General features: G+C 59.9%; 17 protein-coding genes. 5 read left to right on the top strand and 12 right to left on the bottom strand.

Features of this window, described 5'->3' with window-relative positions; all coding sequences use genetic code 11:
• The first annotated feature begins 81 nt into the window (after positions 1 to 81).
• The 3 genes from LFT47_RS15995 (at position 82) to LFT47_RS15985 (ending at position 2,642) form a co-directional block, all read left to right on the top strand.
• Complete coding sequence (locus LFT47_RS15995) at positions 82 to 1,092, top strand: DNA-directed RNA polymerase subunit alpha (RefSeq protein WP_011692778.1); 1,011 nt, start codon at positions 82 to 84, stop codon at positions 1,090 to 1,092.
• Between the two features lie 66 nt (positions 1,093 to 1,158).
• The gene (gene rplQ, locus LFT47_RS15990) at positions 1,159 to 1,719 is read left to right on the top strand and encodes a 50S ribosomal protein L17 (RefSeq protein ID WP_236812255.1); all 561 of its coding nucleotides are present in this window, start codon (positions 1,159 to 1,161) and stop codon (positions 1,717 to 1,719) included.
• Between the two features lie 32 nt (positions 1,720 to 1,751).
• Complete coding sequence (locus LFT47_RS15985; protein WP_236812253.1) at positions 1,752 to 2,642, top strand: tRNA pseudouridine synthase A; 891 nt, start codon at positions 1,752 to 1,754, stop codon at positions 2,640 to 2,642.
• A gap of 109 nt (positions 2,643 to 2,751) precedes the next feature.
• Here the strand turns inward: LFT47_RS15985 and LFT47_RS15980 are convergent, their stop codons facing one another.
• The 11 genes from LFT47_RS15980 to LFT47_RS15930 all read right to left on the bottom strand — a co-directional run bounded on the left by LFT47_RS15980 (position 2,752) and on the right by LFT47_RS15930 (position 11,102).
• A complete protein-coding gene (locus tag LFT47_RS15980) occupies positions 2,752 to 3,660 on the bottom strand; it encodes a type II secretion system F family protein (protein WP_236812251.1) in 909 nt (302 codons plus the stop codon).
• Between the two features lie 9 nt (positions 3,661 to 3,669).
• A complete protein-coding gene (locus tag LFT47_RS15975) occupies positions 3,670 to 4,614 on the bottom strand; it encodes a type II secretion system F family protein (RefSeq protein ID WP_236812249.1) in 945 nt (314 codons plus the stop codon).
• Entirely contained in the window at positions 4,611 to 6,059 is a 1,449-nt protein-coding gene (locus LFT47_RS15970) for a CpaF family protein (RefSeq protein ID WP_236812247.1), read from the bottom strand. The genes LFT47_RS15975 and LFT47_RS15970 overlap by 4 nt, the downstream gene beginning before the upstream one ends.
• Entirely contained in the window at positions 6,056 to 7,252 is a 1,197-nt protein-coding gene (locus tag LFT47_RS15965) for an AAA family ATPase (protein ID WP_236812246.1), read from the bottom strand. Before LFT47_RS15965 ends, LFT47_RS15970 begins: the two co-directional genes overlap by 4 nt.
• Entirely contained in the window at positions 7,249 to 8,001 is a 753-nt protein-coding gene (gene cpaB, locus LFT47_RS15960; RefSeq protein ID WP_236812244.1) for a Flp pilus assembly protein CpaB, read from the bottom strand. The genes LFT47_RS15965 and cpaB overlap by 4 nt, the downstream gene beginning before the upstream one ends.
• 22 nt (positions 8,002 to 8,023) lie before the next feature.
• Positions 8,024 to 9,031 carry a pilus assembly protein TadG-related protein gene (locus LFT47_RS15955; RefSeq protein ID WP_236812242.1) on the bottom strand — a complete coding sequence of 336 codons (1,008 nt, stop codon included), beginning with the start codon at positions 9,029 to 9,031 and terminating at the stop codon, positions 8,024 to 8,026.
• Positions 9,019 to 9,462: a TadE/TadG family type IV pilus assembly protein gene (locus tag LFT47_RS15950; protein WP_236812240.1), complete on the bottom strand. Its 444-nt coding sequence runs from the start codon at positions 9,460 to 9,462 to the stop codon at positions 9,019 to 9,021. The genes LFT47_RS15955 and LFT47_RS15950 overlap by 13 nt, the downstream gene beginning before the upstream one ends.
• On the bottom strand, positions 9,462 to 9,665 hold the full coding sequence (locus LFT47_RS15945) for a Flp family type IVb pilin (RefSeq protein ID WP_236812238.1): 204 nt from the start codon (positions 9,663 to 9,665) through the stop codon (positions 9,462 to 9,464). Before LFT47_RS15945 ends, LFT47_RS15950 begins: the two co-directional genes overlap by 1 nt.
• Positions 9,666 to 9,784: 119 nt before the next feature.
• Positions 9,785 to 9,976, bottom strand: coding sequence for a Flp family type IVb pilin (locus tag LFT47_RS15940; RefSeq protein ID WP_236812236.1), 192 nt, complete (start codon positions 9,974 to 9,976; stop codon positions 9,785 to 9,787).
• Positions 9,977 to 9,983: 7 nt separating this feature from the next.
• Positions 9,984 to 10,175, bottom strand: coding sequence for a Flp family type IVb pilin (locus tag LFT47_RS15935; protein WP_236812234.1), 192 nt, complete (start codon positions 10,173 to 10,175; stop codon positions 9,984 to 9,986).
• Between the two features lie 273 nt (positions 10,176 to 10,448).
• Positions 10,449 to 11,102, bottom strand: coding sequence for a prepilin peptidase (locus tag LFT47_RS15930; RefSeq protein WP_236812232.1), 654 nt, complete (start codon positions 11,100 to 11,102; stop codon positions 10,449 to 10,451).
• 295 nt (positions 11,103 to 11,397) lie between these two features.
• Here LFT47_RS15930 and rplM point away from each other — a divergent pair, with 295 nt between their 5' ends.
• On the top strand, positions 11,398 to 11,841 hold the full coding sequence (rplM, locus tag LFT47_RS15925; RefSeq protein WP_024817563.1) for a 50S ribosomal protein L13: 444 nt from the start codon (positions 11,398 to 11,400) through the stop codon (positions 11,839 to 11,841).
• 36 nt (positions 11,842 to 11,877) lie between these two features.
• The gene (rpsI, locus tag LFT47_RS15920; protein WP_234749102.1) at positions 11,878 to 12,387 is read left to right on the top strand and encodes a 30S ribosomal protein S9; all 510 of its coding nucleotides are present in this window, start codon (positions 11,878 to 11,880) and stop codon (positions 12,385 to 12,387) included.
• 166 nt (positions 12,388 to 12,553) lie between these two features.
• On the opposite strand, the gene LFT47_RS15915 is transcribed toward rpsI, so the two are convergent.
• A complete protein-coding gene (locus LFT47_RS15915; protein ID WP_236812230.1) occupies positions 12,554 to 14,473 on the bottom strand; it encodes a glycosyltransferase family 39 protein in 1,920 nt (639 codons plus the stop codon).
• Positions 14,474 to 14,676 lie beyond the last annotated feature (203 nt).

Raw genomic sequence — 14,676 nt, 5'->3', positions numbered from 1 at the left:
CGGCCGGCAAAGCCGGAACCAAGCCGATTTCCACCACCTGTGTTGCGTCATATAGCGGATGCTCGCCGAAAGGAAACCTAAGTGCTTATTGCACAGCGCCCCACTCTGTCTGAAGAAGTAGTCTCCGAGAACCGCTCGCGTTTCATCATTGAACCGCTGGAACCGGGCTTCGGTTACACCCTCGGAAACTCCCTCCGCCGTACCCTGCTCTCTTCCATCCCCGGTGCTGCTGTAACCAGCATCCGGATCGATGGCGTGCTGCACGAGTTCACCACGGTTCCGGGTGTCAAGGAAGATGTCACTGAGATCATCCTGAACATCAAGAACCTCTCCGTGTCCTCCGAGCACGATGAGCCGGTTGTTGCATACCTGCGCAAGCAGGGCCCCGGAGTCGTCACGGCCGCGGACATCGCTCCGCCGGCCGGCGTCGAATTCCACAACCCGGATCTGCACATTGCCACGCTGAACTCGAAGGGCAAGTTCGAACTCGAACTGACCATCGAACGCGGCCGCGGCTACGTTTCGGCAGCTCAGAACAAGTCCGGCGACTCCGAGATCGGCCGTATTCCGGTCGACTCGATCTACTCGCCGGTCTTGAAGGTTACCTTCCGCGTGGAAGCTACCCGTGTTGAGCAGCGCACTGACTTCGACAAGCTGATTGTCGACGTCGAGACCAAGCAGGCTATCGCCCCGCGCGACGCCGTCGCTTCGGCAGGCACCACCCTGGTGGAACTGTTCGGTCTTGCACGTGAGCTGAACACCGCAGCTGAAGGTATCGAGATCGGCCCGTCGCCGACGGATGCTGCCCTGGCAGCTGACATGGCACTCCCGATCGAGGATCTGGACCTCACCGTCCGTTCCTACAACTGCCTCAAGCGTGAGGGCATCCACACCGTGGGTGAACTCGTTGCCCGCTCCGAGGCTGACCTGATGGACATCCGTAACTTCGGTGCGAAGTCCATCGATGAGGTCAAGGCAAAGCTGGTTGAACTGGGTCTGTCCCTCAAGGACTCGCCTCCCGGTTTCGATCTTGCAGCCCGCGCCGCAGCCATCGAAGAGGACGACGCCGCGTTCAGCGACGACGAGCTCTAACAAGCAGATCTTGGCCACCGAGTCCACGTTCGGACCCGGACGGCCTTCATTACAGGAGAAATTACTATGCCTACCCCCACTAAGGGTCCGCGCCTCGGAGGCGGTCCGGCTCACGAGCGCCTGATGCTCGCGAACCTGGCAGCAGCCTTGTTCGAGCACAAGCGCATCACGACGACGGTCACCAAGGCCAAGCGCCTGAAGCCGTACGCAGAGCGCCTCGTGACCTTCGCCAAGCGCGGCGACCTGTCCTCCCGCCGTCGCGTGCTCGGCCTGATCAGCGACAAGGGCATCGTCCACGAGCTGTTCACCGACATCGCCGGCGCCGTTGCCAACCGCGATGGTGGCTACACCCGTATCACCAAGATCGGCAACCGCAAGGGCGACAACGCTCCCATGGCTGTCATCGAGCTGGTTCTTGAGCCGGTTTCCCCGAAGCAGGCTGTAGTTGCCGAGGCAACTGCCGCTGCCAAGAAGGACGCTGAGAAGGCTGCTCCGGCTGCCGAAGAGACCGCTCCGGTTGTCGAGGAAGAGGCCGTTGAGGCTGAAGCCGCAGAGACCGAAGCCGAGGCTCCCGAAGCTGAAGCTGCTGAAACCGAAGAGGCTCCGGCCGCTGAGGAAAAGAAGTAATTCACTGAATTCTTCACAGTAGACTTAAGTCTATGAACGAACGAAAACCCGCTGCCCCCGTTTCGGGGGGCGGCGGGTTTTTGCGTGTCCGGATGGATCTTTCGTACGACGGCGGCCCTTTCAATGGGTGGGCGCTTCAACCCGGTCTCCGGACCGTGCAGGGATCGCTGGAAGAGGCGTTGGCGCTGATCGTGCGGCGCCCTGTACGGGTCACCGTGGCTGGGCGGACCGACGCCGGGGTCCACGCCAGAGGACAAGTGGCGCATATTGACCTGTCCGAAGCCGAGTGGGGCGGACTGCCGAGAGGCCACGAGATCGACCCCGCAGCCGCGCTGCTGCGGAGGCTTCGCGGCGCCTTGAGTCGGGTCCTCCAGGACGAAACCGGCGCCATTGAAGTGCACGACGTCGGACTGGCGCCTGACGGTTTCGACGCTCGCTTCTCAGCGTTGTGGCGCCGCTACAGCTACCGGATCGCCGACGGCCCGGAACGCTGGGACCCCGTCCTGCGCAGGCTGACGCTTTGGCACAAGGCCACCCTGGACGAGGAAGCGATGAACCAGGGAGCCGCGGCGCTGCTGGGGCTCCAGGATTTCCGCGCGTACTGCAAGCCCCGTGAGGGAGCCACCACCATCCGCGAGCTGCAGCGGCTTGAGTTCGTCCGCAGCAGCGACGGCGTGCTGGTGGCCAATGTCCAAGCAGATGCCTTCTGCCACAACATGGTGCGTGCATTGGTGGGATCCGCATTGCGTGTGGGGGAGGGCCTGGAAAGCCCGGAGTGGCTGCACCAGCGCCTGCTCGCTGGTGTGAGGGATGCCAAGTCCGTGTTGGCTGCTCCGCACCCCTTGGTGCTCGAGGAAGTGGCTTATCCCTCTGACAATGAACTGTTCGCGCGGGCCGAGCTGACGCGGGCGCGGCGCGAGTAGGTGGGGGCGACCAAGGGCACCCGCGAGGAGGTCCTCCTCGACTCTGGGTGTCGAGGAGGACCGGTCTTTGGGGCTGGCGCCGCTTTCAGGGCGCAGGTTCACTAATCGCCTAGAACACTCCCGCGAAGCTCTTCATCACGTTGATGACCGCGGGCCCGATGATCACGATGAAGAGCACCGGCAAAATGCAGAACATGAGCGGGAATAAGACCTTGATTGGCAACTTCATTGCCTTTTCTTCGGCCCTTTGGCGCCGCTTGACACGCATTTGCTTTGCCTGCAAACGCAGTACGTTTGCAATGGCGATCCCGTAGACGTCAGCTTGGACTACCGCCCTTACAAAGCTCCTGAGGTCAGGGACGTCCGCCCGCTCCGCCATAGCGAGATAGGCGTCCTTTCGGCTTCGCCCGGCCTGCATGTCTTGGAGCGTACGGATCAACTCCGCGGCGAGCGGACCTTTGCCGTTCTGTCCGGCACGAGCCATTGCCGTCTCAAAGCCGAGTCCGGCCTCGACCGAAATCAGCATCTGGTCAAGAGTGTTCGGCAGTTCCAGTTCGATTGCCTTCTGCCTTTCGGCCCCGCGGCCGTGTACAAGAATATCTGGAACGAAGTACGCCAAGACGGTTAGAGACGCTGCAAGCAACACTGTCGTGCTTGTCGGCGTTCTGACTATTAGAACAATCCCCAGAATCCCGACTGTCAGCGCCAGGGCAGGCTTCGCAATCAGCAACCGTTCCAGCGGCCACCCACTTGGCCGGCCTGCTTTTGCCAGCAGTTTGTCCAGCCATCCGGCGTAGCCTTTAGGCGCAAGCCGAAGCCCCAAAGGTACAGCCCTCTTCACTTGAGGGCCTGCACCAACCGAGGTTCCGTCGGGTGAGGCAACGAGGCGCCCCCGATCACGTCCTAGATTGGTCTGGACAGCTGCGAGGCCGCTTCGATCGATGGATACGAAGGACCACACGATGTAAGAACTGGGCAGTACGATCAGCCCAACGATCAACCACGCCATGGCGGTCACGATGCCCTCCTAAAACTTGATCTTTACGACGCGGCTGAGCCAGAACCCGCCGACTGCTAGTAGTACCACTGCTGCGCCAACCATCAGCCAGCCCAATCCGTTGGTGTACAGCGTTCCGATGTAGTTGGCGCTGGCAACGCTCAGGTAAAGAAACATTCCAATCGGAAGAGCCATCAGAATGTAGGCCGACAACCGGCCTTCAGCACTGAGCGAGCGAACCTGCCCTTTGATTTGTGATCTTTCCCGAATGGTTTCGCCTACATGGTCCAGGACGTCGGCCAGATCTCCGCCCACTTCGCGGTGAATTTCGATGGCCTGGGCGGTCCAGTCAAAGTCCTCGCTGCGGAGCCTGCGGGCGGCGTCCAGCATTGAGTCCTTCAAATCGCGGCCCAAACGGTTCTCGTTGACGAGCCGCGCGAATTCTTCAGAGGTAGGCGACTCGGCTTCCTTGGCTACTGCGTCAACCGAACGGAGTAGGCTGTGGCCTGCTCGAAGTCCTCCGGCCAGCATTAGCAAGGTGTCGCCGAGCTGGTCCTCGAACTTTCCGCGGCGCCGGCCGGCCAGCAATTTCAGGGCTGCCATGGCGCCCAGAGGCGTCACGAGGACGAATACTATGCCGAGAAATGGCCCCGACAGGATGAACCCCACAACTCCGACGGTCACGGCGATGCAAGCTACCAGCAGAATGAAATCGGCTTGGCGCATCTTGAGGCCCGCTTGTTCCAGCGAGTTACGGCTGCCGAAGCTCGCGTTCCTGCTGACGTTCCGGTCGAGGAATGTTGTTGCCTGATCAGTTACGCGGGTGAGCATCGAAGGTTGCTCCATTACGCCGGGTCTACGGCGGGAGATGGCAATTTGCTTGCCGGGTCCGACAGCTACAAGCAGCAGGACGGCTAGTGCGGCGACGCACAGTCCAACACCGATTGCGAGGAAGATCGGGTCTGTGATGGTCATCGGTATCCACCGCCAATGGGCACGCTGCCAAAGACAGAAGGCGAAAGCGCAATGCCCAAATCGGCGAAATGATCGACGAACCGGGGCCGCACTCCTGTGGGGACGGGTCGTCCCAGGAACTTGCCGTTGGCGTCGACGCCGGCCCCGTAGTCAAAGGCAAAGGCGTCTTGGAGAGTGACGATGTCTCCTTCCATCCCTTGGACCTCGGTAACGTGAGTGATGCGGCGCGTTCCATCCCTGAGCCGGGAGATATGGACGATCAGGTTTACGGCTGAGGCGATCTGTTCGCGAATGGCACGCAGCGGCAGATCCATCCCGGCCATGAGAACCAGTGTTTCCAGACGTGAAATTGCATCCCGGGGCGAGTTGGCGTGAACAGTGGAGATGGAGCCGTCGTGGCCGGTATTCATGGCCTGCAGCATGTCCAGGGATTCACCGCCGCGGACTTCACCGATAACGATCCTGTCGGGGCGCATACGCAAAGAGTTCCGGACGAGCTCCCGGATGCTGATTTCACCCTTCCCCTCGATGTTGCGTGGGCGGCTTTCCAGCCGGACAACATGCTCCTGTTGGAGCTGAAGTTCAATGGCGTCCTCTATCGTGATGATGCGTTCTTCAGGTGGAAGGAAAGAAGACAGGACATTGAGAAGCGTGGTTTTGCCTGTGCCGGTGCCGCCGGAAACGATGATGTTCAGGCGCCCCATCACACACGCGTGGAGCAGTTCGGCAATCTCCGGAGACATGGTTCCGAAGGAAATCAAATTGTCCACAGTGAGGGGAACGTGGCCGAACTTTCGAATCGTGAGCGACGAACCGCCGACCGCCAGAGGCGGGATGATGGCATTCACACGGGAGCCATCCGATAGCCGGGCATCGACCAGCGGAGACGATTCATCGATCCTTCTGCCCACCTTGGTGACGATGCGTTCGATGATGCGCCTGAGGTGCTCCTCGTCGCTGAATTTCGCGCCGGTCAGATAGAGCTTCCCGGCCCGCTCCACGTAGACCTTGTCAGGTCCGTTGACCATGATTTCGGTGACGGCTTCCTCATCGAGGTACCGTTGCAGCGGACCGAGCCCCAGGACGTCGTCGATAATTTCCTGGACAAGCCTTTGCCGCTCGAGAACGGACAGCGGAATCTCGTCCTCGTCGATGATTGCGCGAAGTTCGTCTTTGACATACTGGTGCAATTCCGATTCGTCCACGGACGAATCGGTGATTCGGCTTCCCATTCGCTCATAGAGGGCGATGCCGGCCCGTTCCTTGATTGCATTGAGCGCTTCATTGTTTTCGGACGCGTGCCGGTCGGCCGGTGAAGGAGCTGTGTTGCCTGCTTGCCCGGGCACAGCGGGCGCCCACGGGGCTGCCTGTGAGGACGGGCCTGATGGCGGCGCGGAGATCTGGTCAAGACCACGGCTGGCCTCGAGACGTTTGGCGAGACTCATTGGACTACAACCCTTCTGTGAAGTTTCTTGTGTGGTCTGTCTTCCCAATTCGGCTTGAACCGATCCACCAGCTCCGCGAGTCCTTTGGTCGCAGGATCCTTGGTTCCGTCCTGCAAGAGCGGGACACCCTTATTTGTGGAGAACGGGACTGCTCGGGAGCGCCGAAGAACTACGTCCACGGGGAAGCCGATGGTCGCCTCGACGTCCTGGAGCGTGAGGCCGCTTCGACGGTCGGCGAAATTCAGGACAATGTGGCTGCGCTCGGGAAGGAGTCCCACCTCGTTGAGAATGGTCAATCCCGTCCGGAGTCCGCGAATGCTCGGGATGTCCATGCCGCATACCCACACGACGTCGGTGGCCACTTCGAGGGTGGCGAGCACATGCTCACCCAAGCCTGGCGCCGTATCCACCACCACGAACTGAAACTCATCGGACAGCTGCCTGATCAGGTGCCCCACTTGATCGCCGGAAATCCTGTCGGCTTCAACAGGGTTGAGCGGAGCACAAAGCGCATAGATGCCCGCGGGATGAACCGACAGGTAGGACTTGAGAACCATGCTGTCCTGGGTCGCGGCACCCGTTACGGCATCCGCAAGAGTTCGCTCGGGTTCCAACATGAGCCCGGAGGCAACGTCTCCGAACTGTAGGTCCAGATCCAGAACAGCGACGCCCATCGGCGCCACTTTCCCCAGCCCCACGGCCAGGTTTGTGGTGACGGTCGTCTTGCCGACGCCCCCTTTCGGGGACATGACCGCGATGACGCGGCCGCCGGGAGGTTGGCCTTCGACCGAATTTCCAAGCCCTCGGCGCCGTCCGGCTGCAGCAAGGCTGGCCCGTTCGAGCAGTGAGCGGATTTCATCCACGTCTGCGCTTGGTGACAGCAGATCCCGTACGCCGGCGCGCATGGCCGGCAGGGCTACCTCGGACCTGCTCTCCGTCACAAGAACAACGCTGATTTCCGGGAACTGGAGATCAAAAAGACTGGCGAGCCGGATCGAATCTTCCAGCGGGAGCCCAGGGCCGAAGAGGATGACCTCGGCAAGTTCTCCGGTCAGCACCCGCAGGATGTCGTCCGGACCGGGAGGCAGATAGTCGGCGGTGATCACGTGGAGGGTGCCACGCAGCCCTGTGGCTGCATGCCGTGCCCTGCGCTCAAAGTCCGCATCGGACGTGATCACTACGAACCGGCTCATCGGTACAACTCCGTCTTCTTGATGACGACCGGTGCGCTTTCCGCGGCGGAAGCCGGCTCTTTGGTGAGCCACAGCTTTCCGAATTCAGCCGCGAAAGCGAGTTTGGCCGAATCCACGTCGCTGCGGGCGAAAGTCACGAGCAGCTGACCGGTTGGCAGTTCAGTGTTCGCCTGCTCCTGCGAATTTGACGTCGAGTTCGTCGCCTTGGATTGGGAGCGCTGCACGCTCGTGACCAGGACTTTATGGAACACTTCCTGTGACGTTGCTCCGCTCGCGGCGTCACCGCCGGATCCAGCACCGAAGAGGACGACGATACCTACCGTGTCACCGGCCGCGATCCGCCCGCCGACCACGCGCTGTGCCTCTAGCTGAACGGAGATTTCCTGCATTCCGGCCGGGACGGGGACGGACCCTGGGGCCGCCAGACTGTTGGGGTCAACCAAGCGGGCTCCGAGCAACGGTTCGCCGGGCATCAAATCCGTGGCGGCTACCTTCCCTTGGACCCCGTCCAGGCTCTTGAGTGCTCCGTTGGGAACGGAAGCTGTGGGCAAAGACGTCAGTTTGACCGAGGACCTGATGGTATCGAGGGTCGCTCCGGACGGGATTTGAGTCTGCACAACCAAGACGTCAACGGGTTGAAGATCTTTTTGGGCCCGGGCTTCGGACCCCTGTACGAATGAGACCAGTAGCAGTGTGCCGACAATTGCGAGCACGAGTGCAACGATGCCTCCCAGTAGGCGAGTTTTCACTTTTCAATCTCCCTTCTAATTCTTACTTTGTAAGTCCGATAACAATGACGTTTCCGGTGGGTGTGCTTGAACCGCCGCTGAAGAGGGTCGGGTCCGCCGCATATCCGACGAAAGTGCCGTAGAGGCCTTTCTCGCTGGGTCCAAAGTGACTGATATCTCCAGCGCTGGAGCCGGGGAAGTTGAAGCCGAGGACCTTGAATCCGGCCCATTTCGTGATTTTGTAGTAGACGTTGTTTCCTGTGCAGTTTCCCCAGTTCGGGGAACCAGTGGCAGTGATTCCCGCACACGTATACCCGTACACAGGAAGCGCGACCGTCTGGCCTATGAGGGATGAATCAAAGAGGCTGCCACACCCGTTCGGTATGGAACCGCCGGTGCTTGTTTGACTCCAACTGCCTACGTTGGCTGTGACATTGCATCCGCCGCCGGCGTCAGGAGCCAGCCATGCGAACCCGCCTGGGATGATCTGATTTGACGGGTTTCTGCCGTTGCAATCCTGGGCGCCGTGTCCTCCTCCTTGCGTCAGAATCGTGTGTGAAAGGCCATCGTCGACGAACTCGCAGGTTGAAAAGACGAGCGGCAGGACTGTGCGGCCTTTGGTGGGGTAGATCCATTTCGCTTGAGCGGTCGCACGGATATCCGCGGTTTGGATGCCCAGTGCGTGGGCAAATACCAGCGAGAAGTGATTGCCCGCAGACGGGTCCTGGGCCTGGGTGGTCACATCGACGGTGCCGCCTGTGACGGTGGCCACGATCGCTTGTCCGTTAGAGTCCAAGGTGTTGCCGTTGGCAAACGGTGCGGCATCTGTCGATTGGTCGGCGGCGCACGTGGTGCCGGCAGGCAGTTTTGCGCACCTTTGGGCGATGGCGAGGGCTGCCGCGTCTGCGCCATTTTGGAGCTGCGAGTGCTCCGAGTACATGGACCCGACATCAACGGCGAATGCCGCCATGCCGAGCAAGAAGACCATGAGGAATGCCGTCATCGGAGCGATGACGCCGCGCTCCGGATTGTCAATTCTTATCCGCCGCATCGCATGACCCCTTTTCCGCCTATTGAGAGAGAGGAGGGCATCCCTGGAATGAGAGCAGGAAAACCGGTCATCCACGGAGTGGTGTAGCTCACCGTGGCTATTGCGTTGTTTGCCGGATCGCAAGTACCAGTACCGGAATAGGTGATGGAGATGTTTGACGCCCCCAGAGCAACGGAAGGCGCTGCAGCAATCCCCGCGCTTTGCGCGGCCGCAACGCTGTAGGTTGACTCGGAACAGTGAATGGCCGCGTAGCGTGAGGCTTCACGTCCTGCTTCGCTGAGGGAAACTTGAATGTTGAAAGCCCTACTAAACTCGGCAATCCCCAACACGAGTACAAGGAATATAGGAAGAACGAGGGCGAATTCGACTGCGACGGCACCCGATTCCCGCGGAGAACGACGATTGGCTTTGGTGTTGTGCCGGGTCCTCATCACAGGCCCGCCACAACTTGTTGAAATCCTGGTACGAGTTGAAGGCCGAGGGTGCCAACGATTACGACTATGGCGGTGGCGATGAACACGACCAGAAGGCTGTATTCGACGGCGCTCGCCCCGGTTTCGGAGCCATCTGCGGCCCCGAGAATTTTCCTCAGCCGCGATGAGAAAGCGCCAACGTGGGACTTGAGACCTTTCACAACCGCTCCTTGACGAAAGTGATTACCAAAATGAAGAGCCCAGGGGCGGTCATTGCCAGTCGGAGCAGACGCCCGAACTGTCCTGGCCGCCCCTGGGCTCATTGCTGTGTCTCTAGTTGTTAGAGCTGGCTAGAGATTGTGGTGAAGGCCGTGTTGATCTGCGTGCCGAGGGTTGCAACGACGCCAACGATGACGGCCGCGATTAGTGCCACAAGCAAGCCGTACTCGACGGCCGTCGCACCCTTTTCGGACCTGACCAACTGCTGTGCCCACCATCTAAGGGACAGCGCTCCCGTTATCAGGGTCTTCATCGGATTTTTACAGCCTGCCGGAGATTGTGGTGAAGGCGGTGTTGATTTGTGTGCCGAGGGTTGCAACGACGCCGACGATGACCGCGGCAATCAGTGCAACCAGCAAGCCGTATTCAACGGCAGTCGCGCCCTTTTCGGAGGAGAACCGGTCTTTTACGCCGGCGATGAATGCGAGGGTGTGGATCATGAGAGTTGACATTGGAAAAACCTTTCCCAGATAAGTGATTTTGTCTACGAATTCCTGCCGCTCGCATATCCCGTTTAGCGGATCGGATTTCGTTAGGACAAGAATTGCCCCTGGGAGGGTTAACAAACAATGCGTAGTGGTACTCGTCTTTCGTGGTACCGGAGGCGTCAACTACTCGAAAGGGCCTGCGCTGGTACTCGGTTTTTCTGGCTAAGTACCACCCGGTTACTGACACGTATGGGACCCCTGTGGGATGAGGGAAACCGGGGGAGGCGTGCCGCAGGCTCAAGCGATAAGAAGTACCACTCCAATGGCCGCGGCGAACATAGCGGGCCCGTGTGCCGCCTCAGATGGCTTGATTCCGCGCTTGACGCGCAACATCAGCACCGTCATCACCCCGCCAACCACGAAGCCCAGCAGTCCCCCGTAGAACACTTGGCTCCAGCCCAAGTAGCCCAAGTACATTCCGAGTGGCGCTGCGAGCTTCACATCGCCCATTCCGAGGCCTCCAGGAGAAATTAATCCAAGAATTAAGTATCCGAGGAACAAAATGACGCCTCCAGCAGCCGCGCGAAGCAGGGCAGACCAGTCCGGCGCCAACATGGCGGACATGAACAACAAGACAAGGCCGGCCGCAAGCAGCAGCAGGATCAGCGGGTTTGGAAGCAAATGGTGTGCCAAGTCCACGCGTGACAGCTGCACTGCCATCGCTGCTAAAACCAGGTAGGCGGGGAGAGCCGGTGCGAATCCGAACCGGAGCGTCAGGAGGGCAAACAGCGCGGCGGTGGCCACCGCCGTCGTGATCCGGATAATGGGGGAGGGGAGTCCGCCAAGCCGCGGCAGGGAACGGGCTATCAGAAGCTCCGCGAGAGGGCTTGTGAGGAGCCCCAGGAGCCCGAAGGCGGCCACAAGCAAGGGCTGGGCGGCAGTTGCTGTCATGGCATCTCCTAGGAGCTCAGGAATGGTCTCAGTCGTTCACGATGGTTTCCAGCCTATTTTGACCCTGGAGCTCGTTGCCGCTATTGTTGATAGTCGTTGTGCGTGTCCTTTCTCGATGACACATGCCCGCTTGGGGATCCAGTTGCAGGATCGTTAACTCGACAGGCATATCGGGACTTCGGGATAACTGGTACATAGAGCCCTCACCTCTGCTCCGGTAACGCATACCTAGTAGGCACACGCTTCAAGCGTGCCGCCTAAAACATGAACGCCAGAACAAGAACGAGGCAAAACCGTGCGTACGTACACCCCGAAGCCCGGCGATATCAACCGCCAGTGGCACGTCATCGATGCCACCGACGTTGTCCTTGGTCGTCTTGCCAGCCAGACCGCAACACTGCTGCGCGGAAAGCACAAGCCGACCTTTGCGTCCCACATGGACATGGGCGACTTCGTCATCATCATCAACGCTGAAAAGGTCGCCCTGACCGGCGCCAAGCTGGAGCAGAAGCGCGCATACCGCCACTCCGGCTACCCGGGCGGCCTGACCTCCGTCAACTACGCGGAGCTGCTGGAATCCAACCCGGTCCGCGCCGTGGAGAAGGCCATCAAGGGCATGCTCCCGAAGAACTCCCTCGCTGCACAGCAGCTGGGCAAGCTGAAGGTCTACCGCGGTGCAGAGCACCCGCACGCCGCCCAGCAGCCCAAGACTTTCGAAATCACCCAGGTCGCCCAGTAGTCCTGGCCACCAAACAACTTTTAATCAAGGAGAATCGTGGCTCAGAACGAAGAACTGACCACCGAGGCCGTTGTGGCTGAGGAAAACCTGACCAGCTACACCTCGGAGAGCGGTCCTGCGGAAGCAGAAGCGCCGAAGAAGGAGCGCCCGGCACTGACCGTTGCCGGCGCCGCAGTTGGCCGTCGTAAGGAAGCTGTTGCACGCGTTCGCATCGTGCCCGGCACCGGCAAGTGGATCATCAACGGCCGCGAACTGGCCAACTACTTCCCGAACAAGCTGCACCAGCAGGACGTCAACGAGCCCTTCAAGATCCTTGATCTTGACGGCGCCTACGACGTCTTCGCCCGCATCCACGGTGGTGGCATTTCCGGCCAGGCCGGTGCACTGCGTCTCGGCATCGCCCGTTCACTGAACGAGATCGACACCGAGAACAACCGCGCCACCCTGAAGAAGGCCGGCTTCCTGCGTCGTGACGCACGCGTCATCGAGCGTAAGAAGGCTGGTCTCAAGAAGGCACGCAAGGCTCAGCAGTACTCCAAGCGCTAACCGCGCTTTCCCGGACGGTGGCCGCTGGCGCGACCACCGTCCGGGGCCCTCAGCGCGTTTTACGCGCTCGGCTCCACAAGCGCTGAAAATGCTTGCTCAGCAGCCCGTCCCGCCATTCGGCGGGACGGGCTGCTGTCGTTTTAAGCGCAGGTGAAACAGAAGGTGACTAAGGGCGGAGTCTGTAGTAATGCGCCCCATCGATCATTTCTGCCTTGAAATGAGTGCTCACCCAGTCGACTATTCGGGCGGCTTCACCATGGCCATCTAATGTGGTTTGCGGCAGTTTCTGGATAACCATGGACCCGATGCGGCCAGCATGAACCAGTTCCTGGAACGTTTCAAGCGTTGGAAATGGGTCGGTTGCATCGAAGCCCCCCACCGGCATCACCGCCCTTCCGCTCGCAAGCTGGTAGTTCGCCGCGGATTCAGAACCAACCATGGCTGCCGGCCAAATGACATTGGGGGGCTCCTCTCGCAGCCGATCGACGACGCCGGGCACGGGGATGTCGCCATAGGAAAGAATCAAGAGTGTCGGCGCTAGGTTTGGTGGTAACTGTTGCCTGTCCGGACTGTCTGTGCGGATATGCAGGATGCTCGGACCAGCTATTACCTCAGCGCCGACGTGAGGGCTCAGGGCGGTATTTATCGACCAGAGCGCTGGGCCCGCCAACAGCGTGAACAGGGGCACGGCAATGGAGATCCATTGCGTACGAAGTCCCGTGGCGGGGATGAGCAGGACTGCGATGGACACGGATCCCAGGATAAGAAGCGTCTGCGGAAACCAAGGGAAATCGCTGGTGGAACGTACAGCGGAGACATAGGCAAATATCATGCAACCCAGGAGGGCTAATCCGAGGCCAAACCGCGGTTTCCAGTGTCTTCTGAACCGCAGGAGGTGAATGAACCCAAAGGCGGCCAGACAGCTCAACGATGGCACGGCGACCATTGAGTAGTAGGGGTGGACGATCCCAGACATGAAGGCAAGGACCGTGGCCGAAGTTACAAACCAGATGGCACACAAGAGCAGGAGATAGCGTTTCGGTGCCCCGCCAGTGCGCTTCCACAAAAACCAAGAAATGATACAGATTCCGGCGAGGGCAAGTGGCAGGAACCAGCCGAATTGGCCGGAAAATTGTGGTTGAAGAAATCGCTGGAACCCGGCTTGGAGATCGTCTGAATTTCCTGGGGTCATGGATCGAACAGCGGCCTCGCCGGTCAAACGATCCAGACCGTTATACCCCACCGTGAGCTCTATAACGCTGTTCTTCCTTGTACCGCCAATAAAGGGCCGCGACGACGGATTTGTTAGCTGAACGAGAACAAACCACCAGCCGCCTGTAAAGGCTGCAACCAGGAAAGCCCCACATAAATGCACGAACCTCCTGATGATTGGGGCACGGGAAAAAGCGAAGTAAGTTACTCCCAGGGCCGGCACGATGAGCAGGATCTGAAGTTGTTTGGCTAGGAACCCTGCGCCGATCAGGGCTCCTGCCGCGAGCAACCACCGCAATTTACCACTGTCGATTGCCTCGAGGGCGGTGTAAGCGGCCCCGATCATGAGCAGAGTCAGCAGGGCATCCGGATTGTTGTATCGAAACATCACGGTGGCAACGGGGGTAACTGCGAAAAAAAGTCCCGCAAGCAGGCCAGTTACAGGGTCGATCCTCTTCTGCACCATTCGATAAAGTAAATAGACGCTGAGTACTCCCATCAGTGCCTGTGGGAGGAGGAGGCTCCATGAGTTGAGTCCGAAAATGCGCACGGACAGGGACATGATCCACAAAGCCATCGGTGGCTTGTCAACGGCTATTGCATTACCTGGGTCCGAGGACCCGTAGAAGAAGGCCGTCCAATCTTCCGACCCGGCCATGGCGGCAGCTGAGTAGTAAGCGTTGGCCCAGCCATTGCTATCAAGTCCCCACATGTAGAGGACCGAGGTAAAGACCAGGAGACCCAGAAGCGCCAGGCGCACCCACGCGGCGTTCGAGGGATCCCCACGAAACCACTTAAGAATGGCTTGAAAGCGGCCTCCGAGGACGGCGCCAGGGGCTGCCCGTCCGGGAATCTTGCTGGATTTGTTGCTCAAACTGCCAACTGCTTGATGGTGGAGCCAGCCAACAATTCCCGGCACTCGTCGTTAGAAAGCAGGCAAATGCTTCTTTCGAGTATGGCGGACTCGTTGAAAACGGGGACAATTATTTCGAGCGCCAAGCCCCCAGAGCTAGGTGTCATGCGGTAATCGTAGATACTTGTTAAGGGGCATTACTAGAGTGGAGCATAAGACGCAAG

Source organism: Arthrobacter sp. FW306-2-2C-D06B (assembly GCF_021789175.1).
Taxonomy (GTDB): domain Bacteria; phylum Actinomycetota; class Actinomycetes; order Actinomycetales; family Micrococcaceae; genus Arthrobacter.
The sequence above is the reverse complement of the archived record's forward strand: the minus strand, read 5'-3'. Positions and strand labels throughout refer to the sequence as shown.

Bases quoted from the DNA above. Each gene is read 5' to 3' on its own strand.
- rplQ (WP_236812255.1), top strand. From the start codon at position 1,159: ATGCCTACCCCCACTAAGGGTCCGCGCCTCGGAGGCGGTCCGGCTCAC.
- LFT47_RS15985 (WP_236812253.1), top strand. From the start codon at position 1,752: ATGAACGAACGAAAACCCGCTGCCCCCGTTTCGGGGGGCGGCGGGTTT.
- LFT47_RS15975 (WP_236812249.1), bottom strand. From the start codon at position 4,614: ATGACCATCACAGACCCGATCTTCCTCGCAATCGGTGTTGGACTGTGC.
- LFT47_RS15970 (WP_236812247.1), bottom strand. From the start codon at position 6,059: ATGAGTCTCGCCAAACGTCTCGAGGCCAGCCGTGGTCTTGACCAGATC.
- LFT47_RS15965 (WP_236812246.1), bottom strand. From the start codon at position 7,252: ATGAGCCGGTTCGTAGTGATCACGTCCGATGCGGACTTTGAGCGCAGG.
- LFT47_RS15955 (WP_236812242.1), bottom strand. From the start codon at position 9,031: ATGCGGCGGATAAGAATTGACAATCCGGAGCGCGGCGTCATCGCTCCG.
- LFT47_RS15950 (WP_236812240.1), bottom strand. From the start codon at position 9,462: ATGAGGACCCGGCACAACACCAAAGCCAATCGTCGTTCTCCGCGGGAA.
- LFT47_RS15940 (WP_236812236.1), bottom strand. From the start codon at position 9,976: ATGAAGACCCTGATAACGGGAGCGCTGTCCCTTAGATGGTGGGCACAG.
- LFT47_RS15935 (WP_236812234.1), bottom strand. From the start codon at position 10,175: ATGTCAACTCTCATGATCCACACCCTCGCATTCATCGCCGGCGTAAAA.
- LFT47_RS15930 (WP_236812232.1), bottom strand. From the start codon at position 11,102: ATGACAGCAACTGCCGCCCAGCCCTTGCTTGTGGCCGCCTTCGGGCTC.